Source organism: Paenibacillus crassostreae (genome assembly GCF_001857945.1).
In the GTDB taxonomy this organism is placed as follows: domain Bacteria; phylum Bacillota; class Bacilli; order Paenibacillales; family Paenibacillaceae; genus Paenibacillus_AQ; species Paenibacillus_AQ crassostreae.
Map to the genome: position 1 here is coordinate 4,139,287 of NZ_CP017770.1, position 17,970 is coordinate 4,157,256.

At 39.1% G+C, this 17,970-nt stretch carries 14 protein-coding genes; 11 read left to right on the forward strand and 3 right to left on the reverse strand.

From position 1 onward, the window contains the following. Positions 1 to 7 precede the first annotated feature (7 nt). Genes LPB68_RS19145 through LPB68_RS19175 form a run of 7 tightly spaced genes read left to right on the forward strand, consistent with a single transcriptional unit; the run spans position 8 to position 8,051 of the window. The gene (locus LPB68_RS19145) at positions 8 to 775 is read left to right on the forward strand and encodes an SDR family oxidoreductase (RefSeq protein ID WP_068656007.1); all 768 of its coding nucleotides are present in this window, start codon (positions 8 to 10) and stop codon (positions 773 to 775) included. Continuing rightward, positions 772 to 2,049 (forward strand): nickel pincer cofactor-dependent isomerase, group 22, encoded by a 1,278-nt coding sequence (locus LPB68_RS19150; RefSeq protein ID WP_068656005.1) that lies wholly within the window; start codon positions 772 to 774, stop codon positions 2,047 to 2,049. Before LPB68_RS19145 ends, LPB68_RS19150 begins: the two co-directional genes overlap by 4 nt. Beyond that, a complete protein-coding gene (locus LPB68_RS19155) occupies positions 2,046 to 3,620 on the forward strand; it encodes a gluconokinase (protein ID WP_068656003.1) in 1,575 nt (524 codons plus the stop codon). Before LPB68_RS19150 ends, LPB68_RS19155 begins: the two co-directional genes overlap by 4 nt. A 48-nt stretch (positions 3,621 to 3,668) precedes the next feature. After that, a complete protein-coding gene (gene larE / locus LPB68_RS19160; RefSeq protein WP_082865606.1) occupies positions 3,669 to 4,505 on the forward strand; it encodes an ATP-dependent sacrificial sulfur transferase LarE in 837 nt (278 codons plus the stop codon). Further along, complete coding sequence (gene larB / locus LPB68_RS19165; protein WP_068656002.1) at positions 4,492 to 5,172, forward strand: nickel pincer cofactor biosynthesis protein LarB; 681 nt, start codon at positions 4,492 to 4,494, stop codon at positions 5,170 to 5,172. The genes larE and larB overlap by 14 nt, the downstream gene beginning before the upstream one ends. Then, complete coding sequence (gene larC / locus LPB68_RS19170; protein WP_068656000.1) at positions 5,169 to 6,545, forward strand: nickel pincer cofactor biosynthesis protein LarC; 1,377 nt, start codon at positions 5,169 to 5,171, stop codon at positions 6,543 to 6,545. The genes larB and larC overlap by 4 nt, the downstream gene beginning before the upstream one ends. 18 nt (positions 6,546 to 6,563) lie before the next feature. After that, entirely contained in the window at positions 6,564 to 8,051 is a 1,488-nt protein-coding gene (locus LPB68_RS19175; RefSeq protein ID WP_068655997.1) for a tagaturonate epimerase family protein, read from the forward strand. Positions 8,052 to 8,167: 116 nt separating this feature from the next. On the opposite strand, the gene LPB68_RS19180 is transcribed toward LPB68_RS19175, so the two are convergent. Then, positions 8,168 to 9,370: a foldase protein PrsA gene (locus LPB68_RS19180; protein ID WP_068655995.1), complete on the reverse strand. Its 1,203-nt coding sequence runs from the start codon at positions 9,368 to 9,370 to the stop codon at positions 8,168 to 8,170. A gap of 282 nt (positions 9,371 to 9,652) precedes the next feature. Between LPB68_RS19180 and LPB68_RS19185 the strand changes: the two genes are divergently transcribed. After that, on the forward strand, positions 9,653 to 10,699 hold the full coding sequence (locus LPB68_RS19185; RefSeq protein ID WP_068655994.1) for an AI-2E family transporter: 1,047 nt from the start codon (positions 9,653 to 9,655) through the stop codon (positions 10,697 to 10,699). A gap of 131 nt (positions 10,700 to 10,830) precedes the next feature. On the opposite strand, the gene LPB68_RS19190 is transcribed toward LPB68_RS19185, so the two are convergent. Next, complete coding sequence (locus LPB68_RS19190) at positions 10,831 to 11,268, reverse strand: hypothetical protein (protein WP_068655992.1); 438 nt, start codon at positions 11,266 to 11,268, stop codon at positions 10,831 to 10,833. Between the two features lie 146 nt (positions 11,269 to 11,414). On the opposite strand from LPB68_RS19190, the gene LPB68_RS19195 reads away from it, so the two are divergent. The 3 genes from LPB68_RS19195 (at position 11,415) to helD (ending at position 16,993) form a co-directional block, all read left to right on the forward strand. Continuing rightward, complete coding sequence (locus tag LPB68_RS19195; protein ID WP_068655990.1) at positions 11,415 to 12,488, forward strand: FUSC family protein; 1,074 nt, start codon at positions 11,415 to 11,417, stop codon at positions 12,486 to 12,488. Positions 12,489 to 12,614: 126 nt separating this feature from the next. Then, entirely contained in the window at positions 12,615 to 14,453 is a 1,839-nt protein-coding gene (locus LPB68_RS19200) for an adenine deaminase (RefSeq protein ID WP_068655988.1), read from the forward strand. A gap of 191 nt (positions 14,454 to 14,644) precedes the next feature. After that, positions 14,645 to 16,993, forward strand: a complete 2,349-nt coding sequence (gene helD / locus LPB68_RS19205; protein WP_068655986.1) for an RNA polymerase recycling motor HelD — start codon at positions 14,645 to 14,647, stop codon at positions 16,991 to 16,993. A 12-nt stretch (positions 16,994 to 17,005) separates the two neighbouring features. Here the strand turns inward: helD and LPB68_RS19210 are convergent, their stop codons facing one another. Beyond that, positions 17,006 to 17,950 carry an AraC family transcriptional regulator gene (locus LPB68_RS19210; RefSeq protein WP_068655984.1) on the reverse strand — a complete coding sequence of 315 codons (945 nt, stop codon included), beginning with the start codon at positions 17,948 to 17,950 and terminating at the stop codon, positions 17,006 to 17,008. Between the last annotated feature and the right edge of the window lie 20 nt (positions 17,951 to 17,970).

Below are 17,970 nucleotides of genomic sequence, written 5' to 3' on the forward strand. Positions count from 1 at the left end.
TATAAACATGAATTTATTTGATCTCACAGGTACAACTTCAATAGTCATAGGTGGAAATGGAGTGCTTGGAGGTGCGATGTCCGAGGCGCTAGCAGCTCAAGGTTCACGAGTAGCTATCGTAGGTCGTAACCTCGATAAGGCGAATGATGTGAAGCAACGTATTGAGAATGCCGGTGGTGAGTCACAAGTTTTTCAAGCAGATGTGACTGTAGAAGCTGATCTTAGAAGCGTGTTGGATCAAGTGATTGCATGGACAGGAAGTATTGATACTTTAGTTAACTGTTCAGGAACAAATAGTTCTACTCCATTTTTTGAACTAGGTATGGATGAATGGGATAACATTATGGACGTCAATCTTAAGAGTGTTGTTCTATCCAGCCAAATATTCGGTAAATATATGATTGAACAAGGTAAAGGCGGATCAATTGTCAATATTTCTTCTGTATCCTCTGATCCCCCATTATCCAAAGTGTTCACCTATTCTGCATCTAAAGCAGGAGTTAACAGTATAACAAAATTTCTAGCTCGTGAGCTTGCTCCGCATCAAATTAGAGTCAATGCCATTATTCCAGGATTCTTCCCTGCTGAGCAGAATCGTAAGATTCTATCTGCTGAACGGATTGAATCTATTATGACTCATACACCTATGAATCGCTTTGGTGATCCTGAGGAACTTCAAGGAGCGGTCGTATATTTAGCGTCTAAGAAAGCCTCCTCATTCGTTACAGGAACTTTTATCCGCGTAGATGGTGGATTTGGAGCGATGACGATATGAGTGATCTCTTAAGTCAAATGTTGAAAGATATTCCCTTACCTCGTATGGTAAAGATTCGACAACACTTCGATGATAGTAAACTTGAGGATCCTGTTGCAGAGTTGAAGATAAAGATGGATGAATCCGGATGTATTCCAACGATCGCCATAGGAAGTAAGGTAGCTGTCGCAGTTGGAAGTCGAGGAATATATAAAATAGCTGAATTAACAAAATGTGTTATTGATGAATTGAAACAAGCGGGAGCCGTACCATTTATCGTTCCCTGCATGGGAAGTCACGGTGGTGCGACAGATCAAGGACAAAGTGATGTGCTTGCACATCTTGGAATTGATGAACAGAGCATGGGCGTACCAGTACGCTCTTCCATGGAGGTTGTTATGATCGATAAACTTCCGAATGGATTGCCTGTGTATGTAGACAAAATCTCTGCTACGGAAGCGGATGCGATTGTCGTTATTAATCGAGTGAAGCCACATACGGCTTTTCGTGGATCCATTGAAAGTGGACTATTGAAGATGATTGCGATTGGTCTGGGTAAACAGAAGGGTGCTGAAGCAACTCATCAATTAGGATTTAAATATATGGCGGAGAATGTACCTGCTATGGCAAAGAGAATGATTGATAAGTTACCGATCGTATTCGGGGTGGCTCTTGTAGAGAATGCCTATGACCAGACTTGTAGAATAGAGGTTGTTCCAGCGGCTGAAATCGAGCAACGTGAACCAGAACTTCTTGTTGAGGCGAAAAGACGCTTACCGCAAATTTTATTCCCTAATTCAGATGTACTTGTGATTGATTATATTGGAAAAAATATCAGCGGGGATGGTATGGATCCCAATGTGACAGGACGTTACCCAACTCCATATGCACATGGTGGACCTGATATTAACAAGATGGTGGTATTAGATTTAACCGAAGAATCGCAAGGGAATGCGAATGGTGTAGGTACAGCTGATTTTACGACTCAAAGGCTGGTGGATCAAGCTGACTGGGTAGCTACTTACGCTAATGGCCTTACATCTACAGTATGTGCACCCACTAAACAGGCAACAACGCTTAGTAATGATCGCGACGCGATAAAAGCTGCTGTAAAAACCTGTAATATTCTAGACTTCCATGAATGTAAACTAATTAGAATTCGAGATACGCTACATCTTGGGGAGATTGAGATTTCGGAGACTCTTCTTGAAGAAGCGAGAAAGAATTCTCGAATAGAGATTATTAGTGAACCATTCGTTTGGGAGTTTGATCAGGAGGGTTATCTTAGCAAATGAATAATGAACAAAACGTTGTAATTGCTGTGGATATTGGAACTACAAGTGTAAAAACATTAGTAATTGATGTGGCTGGACAAGTAAAGGGCGTACATTCCATTGGTTACCCACTTGATGTTCCACAAGCAGATATGGCAGAACAGGATCCAGAGCATATTTTTCAAGCTGTAGTTGATGGGATCCAGGCTGTGATTCTATCAACAGGGGTGGAAAAGGATGATATCTTATGTGTGTCATTCAGTTCAGCTATGCATAGTCTCATCGTCATGGATGAACATCACCGGCCGTTGACGCCAAGTATCATTTGGGCAGATCAACGAAGTGTAGATGCAGCTGAAGAATTAATTACTAGTGGCATCGGACAGTCTATTTATCAGAGTACAGGAACACCGATCCATCCGATGTCACCACTAACGAAACTGATCTGGTTACAAAAGAACCGACCCGAGATTTATAAACAAGCTTCTAAATTTATTGGTATTAAAGAGTATATATTTTATCGATTATTTAACGAATATACAATTGACTACTCGATCGCAAGTGCGACAGGTATGTTCAATATTCATCAACTAGCGTGGGATGCTCAAGCGCTTCAAGTAACTGGAGTCGAATTACACCAATTATCTGAACCTGTTCCTACCACACATATAATAAAAGGAATGGTTCCCGAATATGCTTCAATGATAGGGATTAATGAGGGAACTCCGTTTGTTATAGGTGCCTCTGATGGTGTTCTTGCTAATCTTGGAATAGGCGTTATGGATTCAAGTGAAGTAGCTGTAACTATTGGTACCAGTAGTGCGGTTCGAGCCGTAGTTCGCAAACCAACACTTGATCCTGAAGGTCGATTGTTCTGTTATGCTTTGGCAGAAGATTATTGGATCATTGGTGGAGCTTCCAATAATGGTGGGGTGGCGTTGCGTTGGACAGTGGAGCAGTTGTTCTCGGATGGTGCAGCACCGTTAAGTCATCAACAATTGGAGCAATATACATCTTTTCTAGAAATCGCTAAACAGGCTCCAGCAGGCTCTAATGGGCTTCTCTTTCTCCCATTACTAACAGGTGAGAGAGCACCTTTCTGGGATGCAAAAGCAAGAGGTGTATACTTTGGATTATCAATAAGTCACCATAAGGCACATATGCTCAGAGCAGCTATGGAAGGGATCATTTTCCAGATTGGCTCGATTGTATCTTTAATGGAAGGTCTATCTGTGACACCTTCACTCATTAGAGCATCGGGTGGAGTTCTACGCTCGGAGATCATCTGTCAGATGATGGCTGATGTTCTAGGGATTCCAGTTGAAATTCCAGAAGTGATTGAGAGCTCGGGATTAGGTGCAGCGAAGTTAGGGCTCTATGCTATGGGAATGATTGATAGTCTAGTGGATTCATCTTCTTCATCTAAGAATTCATCTCAGGTTCGCTTTGAACCTAATGAACAGAATCATCAAATTTATCAACAATTATTACCGTTATATCAACAAGTCTATAATCAGTTAAAAGATAGTTTTAAGCAGATTGCCAAATTTCAAGTTTCAGATTCTTCAAATATTAAAGAAATGACTACTTAAATGATGAAATATGGCATTCGCTTCAATAGGAATGAAAGGGGTGATGAAATGTCGACACTTCAGCAGAAATATGACTATCTAAAGCAGATATTATCCGGAATGAAGCGTGTAGTGGTAGCGTTCTCCGGTGGTGTAGACAGCACTCTTTTACTAAAAGTTGCATTAGATACGCTTGGTCCTGCAAATGTATTGGCAGTAACGACAGATTCAGAAACATATCCATCACGTGAGTTGGAAGACGCCAAGAGGATTGCTCAGGAGCTTGGTGCACCTCATAAAGTGGTGTATACCTCAGAACTTTCGATACCAGGGTATGTCGAGAATACGGAGAATCGTTGTTATTTCTGTAAAAAGAATCTTTTCGAAGAGTTACTTCCTCATATCAATGATAGTGTTGAAGGATATAATCATTTATTATTTGGTCTCATTGCGGATGATATGAGTGAGCATCGACCAGGGGTTAAAGCAGCACGAGAATATGGTGTGCGTGGACCTTTACAAGAGGCAGATTTGTTTAAACCTGAGATACGAGAACTCTCTAGGGAACTTGGATTATCGAATTGGAATAAGCCTTCCTTCGCATGTTTATCATCACGTATCGCTTATGGAGAAACGATCACACTTCAAAAACTAAGCAAAGTAGATCAAGCAGAAGATTATCTTCTTTCCTTAGGATTCCGTCAGGTACGTGTACGAACTCATAATAATATTGCTCGAATTGAAGTTGAACAAAGTGAAATGACACGCTTAATTGAGTTGGGTAATGAAATAAGTAATCAATTGCGTAAGATTGGCTATGAATTCGTAACTATGGATCTCTCAGGGTATAAAAGTGGCAGTATGAATAGGGTATTGGAACGAGGAGGAAGTCATGAGCTCGTTTGAGGAATTGGGATTCTGTAAGTTAGATACAGATCGTGAACAAAGAACGGGATTTCCCGAGGTAGTATTTGGTGCTGGAAAGACAAAAGAACAAATTGCGGTGATTGTTACTAGACTAATTGAGAAACATGGCCGTGTCATGGTAACCCGGTTAGCTCCGAATATAGCTGATGAATTAATGCTATTATTTCCCGAAGCGGTCTATCAATCTATTCCTCGAATTTTCACATATGGAACAGCTAAACGTCTTTTCATAGGGAAAGTTACTGTGCTTAGTGGTGGAACTTCGGATATGCCTGTTGCTGAAGAGGCAGCGATCACAGCGGAGTGGATGGGATGCAAAGTAGAGCGTATTTACGATGTTGGTGTAGCTGGAATAGATCGATTACTCGCATTTCGCGAGAACATCCAAAGTGCTAATGTAGTCATCGTAGTGGCTGGTATGGAAGGTGCGTTAGCTAGTGTGGTTGGTGGTCTTGTAAGACGGCCAGTCATTGCAGTACCTACCTCAGTTGGATATGGTTGTCATTTCGAGGGACTAACACCTCTATTATCGATGATGACATCATGTGCAGCTGGCATTTCAGTAGTTAATATTGATAATGGTTTCGGTGCAGGATACAATGCCGCCATCATTCAACAATTAGTAGCGGAGGCGAGTCAGTCATGAGTAGAGTACTATATTTCGATTGTTTTGCAGGAATTGCGGGTGACATGGCGTTGTCCGCGCTGATTGATCTAGGAGCTGATATCGAATATATTCGTGAACAATTGAAATCGCTTCCCTTTGATCCCTTTGAGCTGCAAGTTGAAACTGTTGTTAAGCAAGGAATGTCAGCTAAGAAATTAGTTCTTCAATTTGGAAAAGATGCTGACAATGCAGTACAAATCCATAGTCATGAACACAGTCATGATCACGGACATAGTCACAGTCATGACCACGAACATGATCACGGACATAGTCACAGTCATGATCACAGTCATGATCATAGTCATGATCATAGTCATGATCACAGTCATGATCACAGTCATGATCACAGTCATGATCACAGTCATGATCATAGTCATGAACACCGTAAGGCATCTGGAATTATTAAGGATATAAGAGAATCTTCTTTACCCGAGCGTGTGAAAAGTAGAAGCATTCGGGTGTTTCAAGCCATTGCTATAGCTGAAGGTAAGATTCACGGGATGAACCCCGAGGATGTTCATTTTCATGAAGTAGGTGCAATGGATTCTATTATCGATATTATTGGGGTGTGTTTGGCTCTAGAGAATCTTGAGATTGATATCATCGAATCATCGCCAGTTCCAACGGGAAGAGGAAGAATGCGAATGGCACATGGTTTGTATCCGATTCCTGCCCCGGCTACTTTGGAAATTCTACAGGGTATCCCGTTAGATGATTTTGCTGTGGAGAGTGAATTGACAACACCAACAGGTGCAGGGATTCTCAAAGCGCTTGCGACTCGATTCGGATTACTCCCAGCTGCACCCATCGAAAGGATGGGATACGGAGCTGGGACGAAGGATTTCTCACATCCCAATGTGCTTCGAGTATGTCTAATTGAGCAAGATGAGAAACAAATGCGTGAGAAGATTCATGTCCTTGAGGCCCAATTAGATGATTGTACAGGTGAGATGATGGCTTTCGCAATGGAGCGTTTGATGGATGCGGGAGCATTAGATGTATACTTTACATCTGTTTATATGAAGAAGAATAGACCAGGAGTTCTAGTGACTGTGTTATCTTTACCTGAACATACCGACCAATGTGAAGATGCGCTGTTAAGAGAGACTACCACTTTTGGTGTTCGTAGAAGCGAATGGTCTCGCAAAATACTAGAACGTAAATGGGTTCAAGTGGATACGAAGTATGGAAGGATTCAAGTGAAACAAGCTTGGCAGGAACAGACGGTTATCCATCAAGCCCCAGAATATGAAGATGCAGCAAAAGCAGCGAGAGCGCATGGAATTCCTATCAAGCAGGTATATGACGAGGTTACTGAAAGATTATCTCAGGTTAACTATTATACGAAATGATATGGAGGATATATTAATATGAAGCAAATTGCCCAATCGTTAAAAGAAGGTCGCGTAATATCTACATCATCAGAACAAGTGAAAGTTTATGATCGTTCACTACACACACATGATACAGATCATTTACTCTTGATTAAAGTAGAAGGTAAAAAATTTATAATGGCGGTTGGCAATGGTGAATTATTTAATAGTCTAGCTGGGGATATACAAGATGAGGGATATAAGTTATGCCCGCTAACTCATGAGAACAGAATTGTTCTAGCCAAGTATTTCTCACATCTATCACCGAAAGCCTTCGGAAGACAGTCTACTACATTTGGTTTGGGAGATCGCTTGGGAATTGCAGGTCCAGGACATTTATCCACGTTACGAGGTCGTAAAGTTTCACCAATTCTTGCACAACAAAGTATTCGTGAACTTGCTCTGACTGGACGAACTTATCTTGATGTACTAGACGCCGCAAGTTATGCTGCATTTCAAGAGGGATTCAGAGACGGCTACGGTGCTGATGGGGATCATCTGAAAGAAGAATCAGATATTCAAATGTCTATCGATCTAGGATTTACGATGTTGACACTAGATTGTTCTGAGAAGATTCCAAGTGACATTCAGGATTTGAATGATATTGAATTAGATGCTAGATATGAGCAATTGTCAGAAGAGATTCGCAACGGTTATGAAGATAGATACCTAGATCAATCCTTCCAAATTGGTGAGGAAACTGTTACTTTCGATCGTAAAGAATTCATGAAATGTGTCCTTATTTATAATGAAGCTATTCCATTCATGTCGTATATTTATGATAAATATATTAAATCAGTAGATCGTGAGATAGATTTTGAGATTTCAATTGATGAAACGATGACACCAACATCACCAGAAGCTCATTTCTTCGTTGCATCTGAGTTAGATCGTCTACAGGTTAATATATTCAGTATGGCTCCAAGATTTTGTGGCGAATTCCAAAAAGGAATAGATTATATTGGTGACCTTCAGCAATTTGAGCAAGAACTACGTATTCATGCAGCGATTGCTGATCACTTCGGATTTAAGTTGAGTATCCATTCGGGTAGTGATAAATTCAGTGTATTTCCTATAGTTGCAAAATATACAAAAGGTCGCTTCCATGTCAAAACAGCAGGTACGAACTGGTTGGAAGCTGTCAGAACGATATCAAAAGAGAATCCTTCATTATACCGTAGAATGCATGCCTATGCGCTGGAACATTTCCACGAAGCCAAAGCATATTACCATGTAACAACTAATATTTCTAAGATCAAACCTTTAGATCAAGTGACTGATGAGCAACTGCCTGATTATATGGAAGAAGATAATGCACGTCAATTAATTCATATCACTTATGGTATTTTACTGAAGGCACAAGATGAATCTGGACAAAGTCTATTCAGTAAAGAGTTCTTTGATACACTTGAGAAGAAAGAAGATGCCTTTGAGAAATCCCTCAAATCGCATATTGGTAAACACTTGGATTTACTAGGTGTATAAATTTCAACGAATCCACGTTATTCTTGAATATACGTGCATGGTCAACCCGTAATAAAGAAAGGCGATCTTCTGTTCATAATTCGAACGGAAGATCGCCTGTTTCATTTTTGTGTGACTTATTCAACTGTTGTTTCAGTAGTCTCAGGGGTTTCAGTAGTCTCAGTTGTTTCGGTTGTTTCAGTTGTTTCCTCATCTACTTCCAAAGTATTCACAACATCAGCATTTTCTTGAAGTTCTGCTAACCATGTGGTAGATAAAGTTGAAAGTTGTTGATTGGTTAACGTATCCTTAATTTTAGCCGATGACTCTTCAAGTGTTGCTGTGTGGGCTTCTTTGTGGTCCGTAGTTTTAATAATATGGAATCCATAACCATAGGAAGATTCTACAATATCACTAATCTGATCTTTTTCTAAGGCAAATGCAACCTTTTCAAAAGCTTCATCCATCGTGCCACGAGCGAAGAAGTTTAAGTCTCCACCTGCATCCTTAGAACCGGGATCAATTGATTTCTCAGTTGCTATTGTTGCGAAATCAGCTCCGCCTTCTAATTCCTTCAAGATGCTTTCTGCTTCTTCTTTCGTAGATACTAAGATGTGAGAAGCTCTAACTTGCTCAGCTGTATCAAATGCACCAACATTAGTATCGAAATATTCTTTAATTTCTTCATCCGTAATGGATATTTGTGGTTCAACTAATTTGCGAATTTTCACTTGAACTAACATTTCTTTCTCAAGATCTTCTACTGCCATACCAGATGAAGTAAGTGCAGTTTCAAATTCGGCTTCACTTGGGAAATTTGCTTTGAGTAAATCTATTTCTTTTGTTACGTCTTCATCTGTAACTGTAATATTTGCTTTCTTGACTTCTTGTTCAATGAGTTCTTCCGTAATAAGGTTGCTTAGTGTTTGCTTCCCGCCAACTTCAACCAACTGGTTATAAAGGGTGTCCTTAGTTATATCAACTCCATTAACAGTAGCAACGGATTCGTTTCCTCCACCGCCGTTAAAAGGAGGCTTAATAAGAACGATCACTAGAACGACTGCTAGCAAAATGGAAATACCGATCCATGTTTTAGGATTGCTATTATTAGCTGGTGGAACAACTGCTGTTATATGATCTGATGTATTCTCATTGCTTATTGGATCTAATGATTCATTCTCAACTTCAATAACTTCAGCATCATTTTCTATTACTTGATTTTCAACTACTACATTATCAATAGTTTCATTTTCAGTAATCTCGTTGTTTTCGACGTTCGCTTCTTCGCGTTTTCCTTCAAACGATTGTTCCTCTGGATTCTCTATTTCTTTGTCTGTCATTACTTTGTAATCCTCCTTTTAATATATGCACACTATCTAGAACTTAGTTTAGCAGATGTTGTGAATTCATTCCTTAAGAGTTTATAAAAAAATATGAATTTATTTAAGGGAATTTTAATTTTTATCGCTATAATCTAGCATAATACGAAAGTTATAGAGTATAAATGGACTAAACGATCCTATATCTTATATAATTGATTACAGATTCATGTGGTATTAGAAACATAGCGAAATATGCTTATTTTCGAGAAAAATGATAAATAGGGAGAATGACTATCGTTGATGACGTCGTTTAAGGAAAGTCTTCAAATTCCAGCGGTTAAAAGAATTATTGTTCTAGTAACGTTGATCTTGGCGCTTTACTTTTTTAGAAGTATGATGAATCTATTATTAATCACCTTTATTATTACTTATCTGGTGAATCGACTGCATTCATTTCTCACAAGAAAGGTTACAAGTCGATTAAAGATTAATGGGAACGTATTAGTTGTCATTTTATATGCTCTTGTACTGACAGCACTGACGCTAGGTACATATAATTATGCTCCAAAACTTATATCACAGTTAAATGATCTTCTGCAGCAAGTGATTTCCTTTTACAGTAAACCATTTGAACCAACAGATAATAAAATTTTGAACTATTTGATGGAATCGCTTCGTAAGATTGATGTAGTGAGTTATGTTGATCAAGGCGTAAGTATTATTATGAAGACAATTTCTGATATTGGTACATGGAGTTTAAATATTGGAATAGCGTTGATTATGAGTTTGTTCTTCATGCTGGAGAAGGAGAAAGTAACTCATTTCAGTGCGAAATTTAAGGAAAGTAAATTTGGTTATTTCTATGATGAGTTAGCTTATTTTGGTCAGAAGTTTGTATTTTCTTTTGGTAAAGTAATAGAAGTTCAATTTCTTATTTCTATTATTAATTGTCTGATATCAACATTTTTCCTTTGGATGATGGGGTTTACAAATTTATTTGCTCTAGCAATCATGATCTTTCTTCTAGGCTTAGTGCCAGTCGTTGGGGTATTTGTTTCATTAGTCCCTTTATGTGCTATTGCATTCAAAATAGGTGGAATAATCAAAGTAGTGTATGTACTTATTATGGTCGCGGCATTACATGCTTTTGAGGCTTATTTCATGAATCCTAAATTTATGTCCTCTAAGACGCATTTACCGATTTTCTATACTTTTACTGTTCTGATCGTATTTGAACATTTCATGGGAGTGTGGGGATTGATTCTAGGCGTTCCGATTTTTATGTTTGTACTCGATTTACTAGAAGTACCCATTTTGGAACCGATCAAAAAGAAAAAACTAAAATGAATTTCATAAATAATAAAATCCTAACCATTATGGTTAGGGTTTTATATTTTGACAGAGACGGATACCCTAAAGTGATACGAAGTATCGCTAACATCGGAAGGATAAACTCCTGTTGGTGCCATTCACTGTAGTTAAAGATGTGAATACGTGCCGGGTTGTTTATCATGGTGATTTCCATGTTTATGATTCAGCGTTTTCTTTATTTTATCAGGTAGTTTCTGCTTGATCATTTCACCTTTTTCTTTACTTATCTTACCTGACTTAACGACCTCGTCTATTTTTTTGAATTGTATCTCATTTATTTTTTTGGTGAATGTTTCTTCGTCCCATCCTTTACGATCTTGAGCGATTTGAATAAGGGTCTTACCTTTCTGCCATTCGCTCATTAATTCCTTCGGTTCCATACCTAATAGATCAGCTGCATCCTTTGTGATCCTACCATGGTGGTGATGTTTGTGATGCCCATTGGTAGGGGGAGCAGTAGACGCACTTATTTGTGCTCCGCTAATTATTTGACAGGCTAATGTCGTGCTTAAGATTAATTTTATTAGGGTTCTCTTATGGTTCATGCTTTTGTTCACCTCTGGTTACTTTTACTTTCCAGAATTAGTATGAACCATTCTCAGGATTTCATGCATAATAACAACAGTTGTATTGTATCAATTGGATAGCATAAGGGTAATACACTATATCTATGGTAGAGGAGGCGATGAAGATGACTTTTGGTGCTCGAATGCTTAAAACAGGGATTGCAGTTACATTGGCTTTATATCTAAGTTCTTGGCTGGAATTATCACCTCCCGTGATTGCTGCTGTTGCTGCTATATTTGCTATGCAACCATCAATCTATCGTTCATGGAGGTATTTCCTAGATCAAATACAGACGAATACGTTAGGTGCTGCCATAGCTATGCTCGCAGGTTATTTTTTCTCAAGTGAGCCTATTGCTATTGGACTTGTGTGTATACTTGTTATCATGATTTGTCTTAAATTAAATATGGGTGATACGATTGGTTTGACCCTCGTTACAGTCATATCTGTAATGGAAGCCTCAGGACAGTGGGATTTCGCGTTGAATCGATTCACACTGAGTATTATTGGTATTGTCTCGGCATTTCTAATCAATATTATGGTCATGCCACCCAGACCCAAGCAACAACTAAACGGTCAAATACAAGGGGTATTCGATCAAATGTCCTTATTACTTCGGACCTCAATAACGGATGAAATGAAGGAGAATATATTTAGAGATGAGAAGAATAAATTAGAAAGTGATTTAAATTCATTATCGGATAAGTACACATTATTCGAGGAGGAATCCAAGAAACTCAAGAAGAGTTCACTGCGGGATAGCAAGCTGATCGTGGTCTATAAGCAAATGGTGAGTACGTTGAAAAAGGGTCAAGCAGTTCTTGCTGAAGTTGACGAGCATTATTTTCAATCAGACCGCTTAGTAGAAACGGATCAGGAGTTTACAGATGAAATCATTTTGTTAACGAAATTCCATGAACATATTCTGCTGAAATTTAATCATATGCTCAAGCCCAATACAACAGAGGCACTGTTAACAGAAGAGACTAGTGATGAATTTATTAAAAGAAATATCCAACGTAGTATCGATCAAGAAGGTGGGTATTCCTTCCGATTAACAATCGTCGCAGCTTCGATGTATGAATATGGATATCAATTGAATCGTCTAAATCGATTGGTAGATAATTATCTCAAGAATGATATGGAAAGTGATAATTCTAACACTAAAGGTACTGCAATGAAGAGTTGGTTAAGATAATTGGTATGATGCACAGAATTATGTGGTCATCATGTTATGTGGGCTTATTTCCTGTTATAATACATAACAAGCTTTTACAGATAGAGAGTAATCTTATTATTGGATAGAAGATAAGAGGGGGATACGATGACTCAATCAAATCAATGGTATAGGTCAACATTAGCGGATTGTATGCCTGAGCTAGTCGCCACAGCACGTGGAGATCTTAAGGCAACATTAGCAGTAATCAATGTGAAGTTAGTGAATGTTATTTCAGGTGAAATTCTACCAGGGATGTCTATTGCAATCCGAGATGCTAGAATAGCATACGTAGGAAAAGATATTAGTCATACGATCGATGAGAACACAATCGTAGTTGATGCCCAAGGCAAATATGCTGCACCAGGACTTTTGGATGGGCACTGTCATATTGAGAGTACACAACTAACAGTAACTGAATTCGCAAAGGCAGTACTTCCTCTTGGCACGACAGGAGGATTCTTTGATGCACATGAGATATCTAATGTTATGGGACTAAGAGGTCTACGATTCATGTTAGAAGAAGCAAGAAGTACGCCGTTAGCGGCTTATATGCAGGTTGCTTCATGTGTTCCTTCTACACATCCAGGACTAGAGACAACTGGTGCTTTCATTGGACCCGAAGAAGTGGCAGAAGCATTAAGATGGGGTCCAGATATGATTGGATTAGGTGAAGTGATGAACTTCCCTGGTGTTGTATATGGGGATGACAGAATGATTCGTGAAATCCAAGAGACACTTCGAGCAGGAAAATATGCAGATGGTCACTTTACGTGGAACTCGGATGACTGGCGTTTGCCGGTATATGCAGCTAGTGGTATAAGTGGAGATCATGAGTGTGTAACGAAGGAGGATGTAATTGAACGCATTCGACTTGGAATGTACGCCAAAATGAGACAGGGATCCGCTTGGCATGATGTAGCTGAGACCATAAAAGCTCATACTGAAGATGGAATTGACACGAGACGTATGATGCTGGTAACAGATGATCGGAGTTCTGAATCATTACTAAGAGAAGGCCATATCAATTTTGTAGTACGACATGCGATTGCTCAAGGGGTGAAGCCAGTTACTGCCTTCCAAATGGCTACTATTAATACGGCTGAAAGATTTGGTGTATCAAGAGATATTGGATCAATAACTCCAGGTTCTTGTGCAGATATCATCTTGTTAGATGGAAATCTATCTGATGTAGATGTTGTGATGACCATTGCTGCGGGTCAAGTCGTAGCTAAGAATGGTCAAATGACTGCGACATGGACTGGATACCAAATTCCTGAGGAAGCGTTTAAGACTGTTCATATTGGACGTCAACTTGTTGAAGATGATTTCAAGATTGTGGCTCCAATAGCTGATGGAGTGATTGGTGCTAAAGCAATCGAAGTCGTAGAGAATCATGTGGATACCCGTGAACAAAATACAATAGTTAAGGTAGAAAATCATCATGTTAATCTGAATGATTCTGATAATCTTTGCAAAATGGCTGTTTTTGAACGTCATGGAATAAACGGTGGTCACGCACTAGGGATACTAATGGGTGTTGGGTTAAAAATTCCGGCAGCCATTGCTATGACAGTAGCACATGATAGTCATAATTTAACGGTGATAGGGAATAATGATGTACTTATGGCGAAGGCAGGGAACATGGCTGTGGACATGCAAGGTGGTGTAGTCATGGTGACTGAAGAAGAGACCACTGTATTTCCACTTCCAGTAGGTGGATTGATGTCCCCTGAGCCATTTGAGAAGGTTGCTCTTCAATCAGAAGCGATCAGTCAAGCATTGTTAAAGGCAGGTTGTACTCTCAATAATGTATTCATGACCTTGTCTCTTTTATGTTTAGTCGTTATCCCTGAAATTCGCTTATCGGATAAAGGACTGGTGCGTATATCAGCAGACGGGATTGAAATTATACCTTTATTTAATGAAGTAGTTGAAAATCAGTGAAGTCACAAAAAACGGATATCATTTATAAAAAGTGATATCCGTTTGAATATTAGATTTCTTGATTTCTCTGCCATAGCTTGTTACAATAGTTTATGTCATGCAAACAATAAAATAAAAATTACATACTATTACTATCGTAGTATAACATATCACAATATTATTGTCAAACAAAGTTAGGGGATGAAACATTCATGAGCGCGAGTGATCAGGAATGGCATAATGAGCAGCAACGTGTAACGGAAGTTACTACAAAAATTGCTAATCGAATTCAGAAACTTCAAAGAGAAGTGGGAACGGTACGCGGAGATGTAGTTGATTTGCGTAAGGATTTCTGGGATGAAGTAAGAGTGAATTTTAGTAGTTCTGATGACTTGGGTGAAACTTCTACCAGCCTTCGGCAACAATCTCAAGTATTATCTGAACGCGAACGAAGTCATCTTCAATCTTCAGAATCATTGAAAAAAATGAAATTATTAGTGAATTCTCCCTATTTCGGTCGGATCGACTTTGAAGAGACAGATTCGAATCAGAATGACAGAATATATCTAGGTATTGCCTCATTTCTCGATGACGATGATGAGACATTTCTTGTTTACGACTGGCGTGCGCCCGTATCAAGCTTATATTATGATGGTGCACCCGGACCTGCTAGTTATGATACTCCTATGGGAGAAATCCGTGGTGAAATGAAGTTGAAGCGGCAATTTGTAATTCGGAATGCGACGATAGATGTTTTATTCGATACAGGTGTTACCATTGGTGATGAGTTACTACAACAGGTATTAAGTCACAGTGCAGATAATCATATGAAGAGTATCGTTGCTACGATTCAGAGGGAGCAGAATGCTGTTATTCGTAACGATAAGAGCCGGATGTTAGTTGTTCAAGGTTCGGCGGGAAGTGGTAAAACATCCGCTGCTCTTCAGCGTGTAGCCTATCTATTATACAAATATCGCGAAACTTTGAAGGCTGACCAAGTCATTCTATTTTCACCTAATCCGTTGTTCAACAGTTACGTATCATCTGTTCTTCCTGAACTAGGTGAGGAGAATATGCAACAAACAACCTTTCAGGCGTATTTAGATTATCGTTTAGCAAAAGATTTCGAACTTGAAGATTTATTCACGCAAATGGAATCTTTATTGAAGACAGCTGAAGGTCACCCTCTTGATATAAAACGAGCAGCGATTAATTATAAATCTTCTCCTGCTTACTTAGAGGTTATGCTACGCTATAAGGAATACTTAGAGACACAAGGAATGATGTTCAGACCTATTCGCTTCCAAGGCAGATTGATATTATCTTCAGAACAGATGAGTGATAAGTTCTACAGCTTTGAACCTGGCGTTAGAATGGCCAATCGAATTGAGTTGATGCGTGAATGGATGCTGAAGGAACTTACATTATTCGCTCGGAAGGAACGAGAGGCGCCATGGGTAGACAATCAGATTGATCTATTAGGGCAGGACGAATATCAGAAGGCGTATACGCATGTTCGCCGTAAACAGCATGCGAAGAAGGATAGCTTTGATGATTATGAGAGTGAGCGCAATCTCTTAGCACGAATGATTGTTAATGAATGGTTGAAGCCGGTTCGCAAATGGATTAAACGTAAACGGTTCGTAGATGCTAAAGGGTTATATCGTCAATTATTTGGGAATAAAGAACTTCATAAATCCATCAGTGGAAATAACGAATTGCCCCATTACTGGGATGAAATTAGTGAGAGTACGTTAAACGACTTGAAGAATGGAAAGCTATCTTATGAAGATTCCACTCCGTATTTATACTTACAGGAGTTAGTTCAAGGATTCCAAAGTAATAATGTGATACGCCACGTATTCATTGACGAAGTGCAGGATTATTCCCCATTTCAGCTTGAATATATCAAACAGTTATTTCCGCGCGCTCGCATGACAGCATTAGGAGACTTAAATCAAGGGATTTATGCCCATGCATCTGTTCTGAGCAGTATGGAAGCACTTCAACAGTTATATGGGCCACAAGATACAGAAGTGATTCATTTAAATAGAAGTTATCGTTCAACATATGAAATTGTAGACTTTACGCGCAGTATGATGCCAGGTGGAGAGGATATCGTCCCTTTTAATCGCCAAGGCGAAAAACCGTTGATTATCGTTGACATCGATATCCAAGGGATCCATCAGAAGATCATTGAAGATATTAATCAATTAAATGCCGCAGGATATGAACATACAGCAATTATTTGTAAGACTCTGGAGGAGACTGAACAAGTATATGCTGATCTTAAGGATCATTTAACGCTGAAAAAGGTTACTAAGACTACACCATCTTTTGTAAAAGGGACTTTGGTTATTCCATCTTACTTAGCGAAAGGTGTTGAGTTCGATGCGGTTATTATTTATAACGGATCCAATGAAATATACGCTCGTGAAAGTGAACGAAAGTTGTTCTATACCGTCTGTACACGGGCGATGCATCTCCTCCATATATACAGTTTGGGAGAAGCGAGTCATTTCATTACAGATATAGATTCAGAGAAATACAGTTTGGTGTAATTATATTAGTAGTTACATCCGGTGGATTGTCAGAATGTCTGTTCCTTCTGCTTGAATATTTAAACCTTCATAGAATTGCTTCTTGTAAGCAGATGGAGTGCAATTTTTGTGATTCTTAAATACCGTGATGAAATAACTTAGATTATCAAAGCCAACATCCATGGCGATATCTACGATTTTCTTGTCACTGTTCTCAAGTAGTTTACAGGCTTTCTGTATACGGTAATTGTTCATATAATCAATCGGGGTTTTCTGTACCATTTGTTTAAAGAAACGACAGAAGTGACCTTCGCTCATATTAATTTCTGAAGCAAGGTCTTTTAGCTTAAGGGATTCAGGATAATGATCATGAATGTAGTTCAGTACGATCTTGATTCGTTCAACCTTCTCATGACTTCCAATCGGATTCGGGTTACTTCTCGTTGATTGTTGCATGTGATTGGCCATATTAGCCAATATTAAATAAAGATGCGCTTTGGTCGTAAGCTCACATGTTGGTGCTTTGTTTTCGTTCTCTGTAAGAATGATGTCGAGGTAATGTAGAATGTCAATTTCCCATGACTCTGTTCTTTTGATATGAGGAGGAGGAAGTAATTGCTTCTTAAGTAATGGATCGATGAATTTCTCCTGCACAATATCAAAGGCGTGGCTAAGGAGTAAGTCAGGGCTGAATACAACTGCTGAGAAAATACAGGGGACCCCGTGGTCCCTTTCTACATATCCTGCATGAAGTTCACCGCTGTTTACAAAAATGGCTTCACCTGCATTTACTTCGTAATAGGACATGTTTATTTGGAACGTTGCGCTACCTTGTCTTACAACAATGAACTCCATTTCATCATGCCAGTGGCAATCTAAGATACTTTGGCCATTTAATTGTTCCACATTAGGGTAGATGCTAACAGGGTACATAGGGTTACCATGCACCCGATTTTCTTTTAATAAGTCACGATTCATGATATTCGATTCCACCTTTA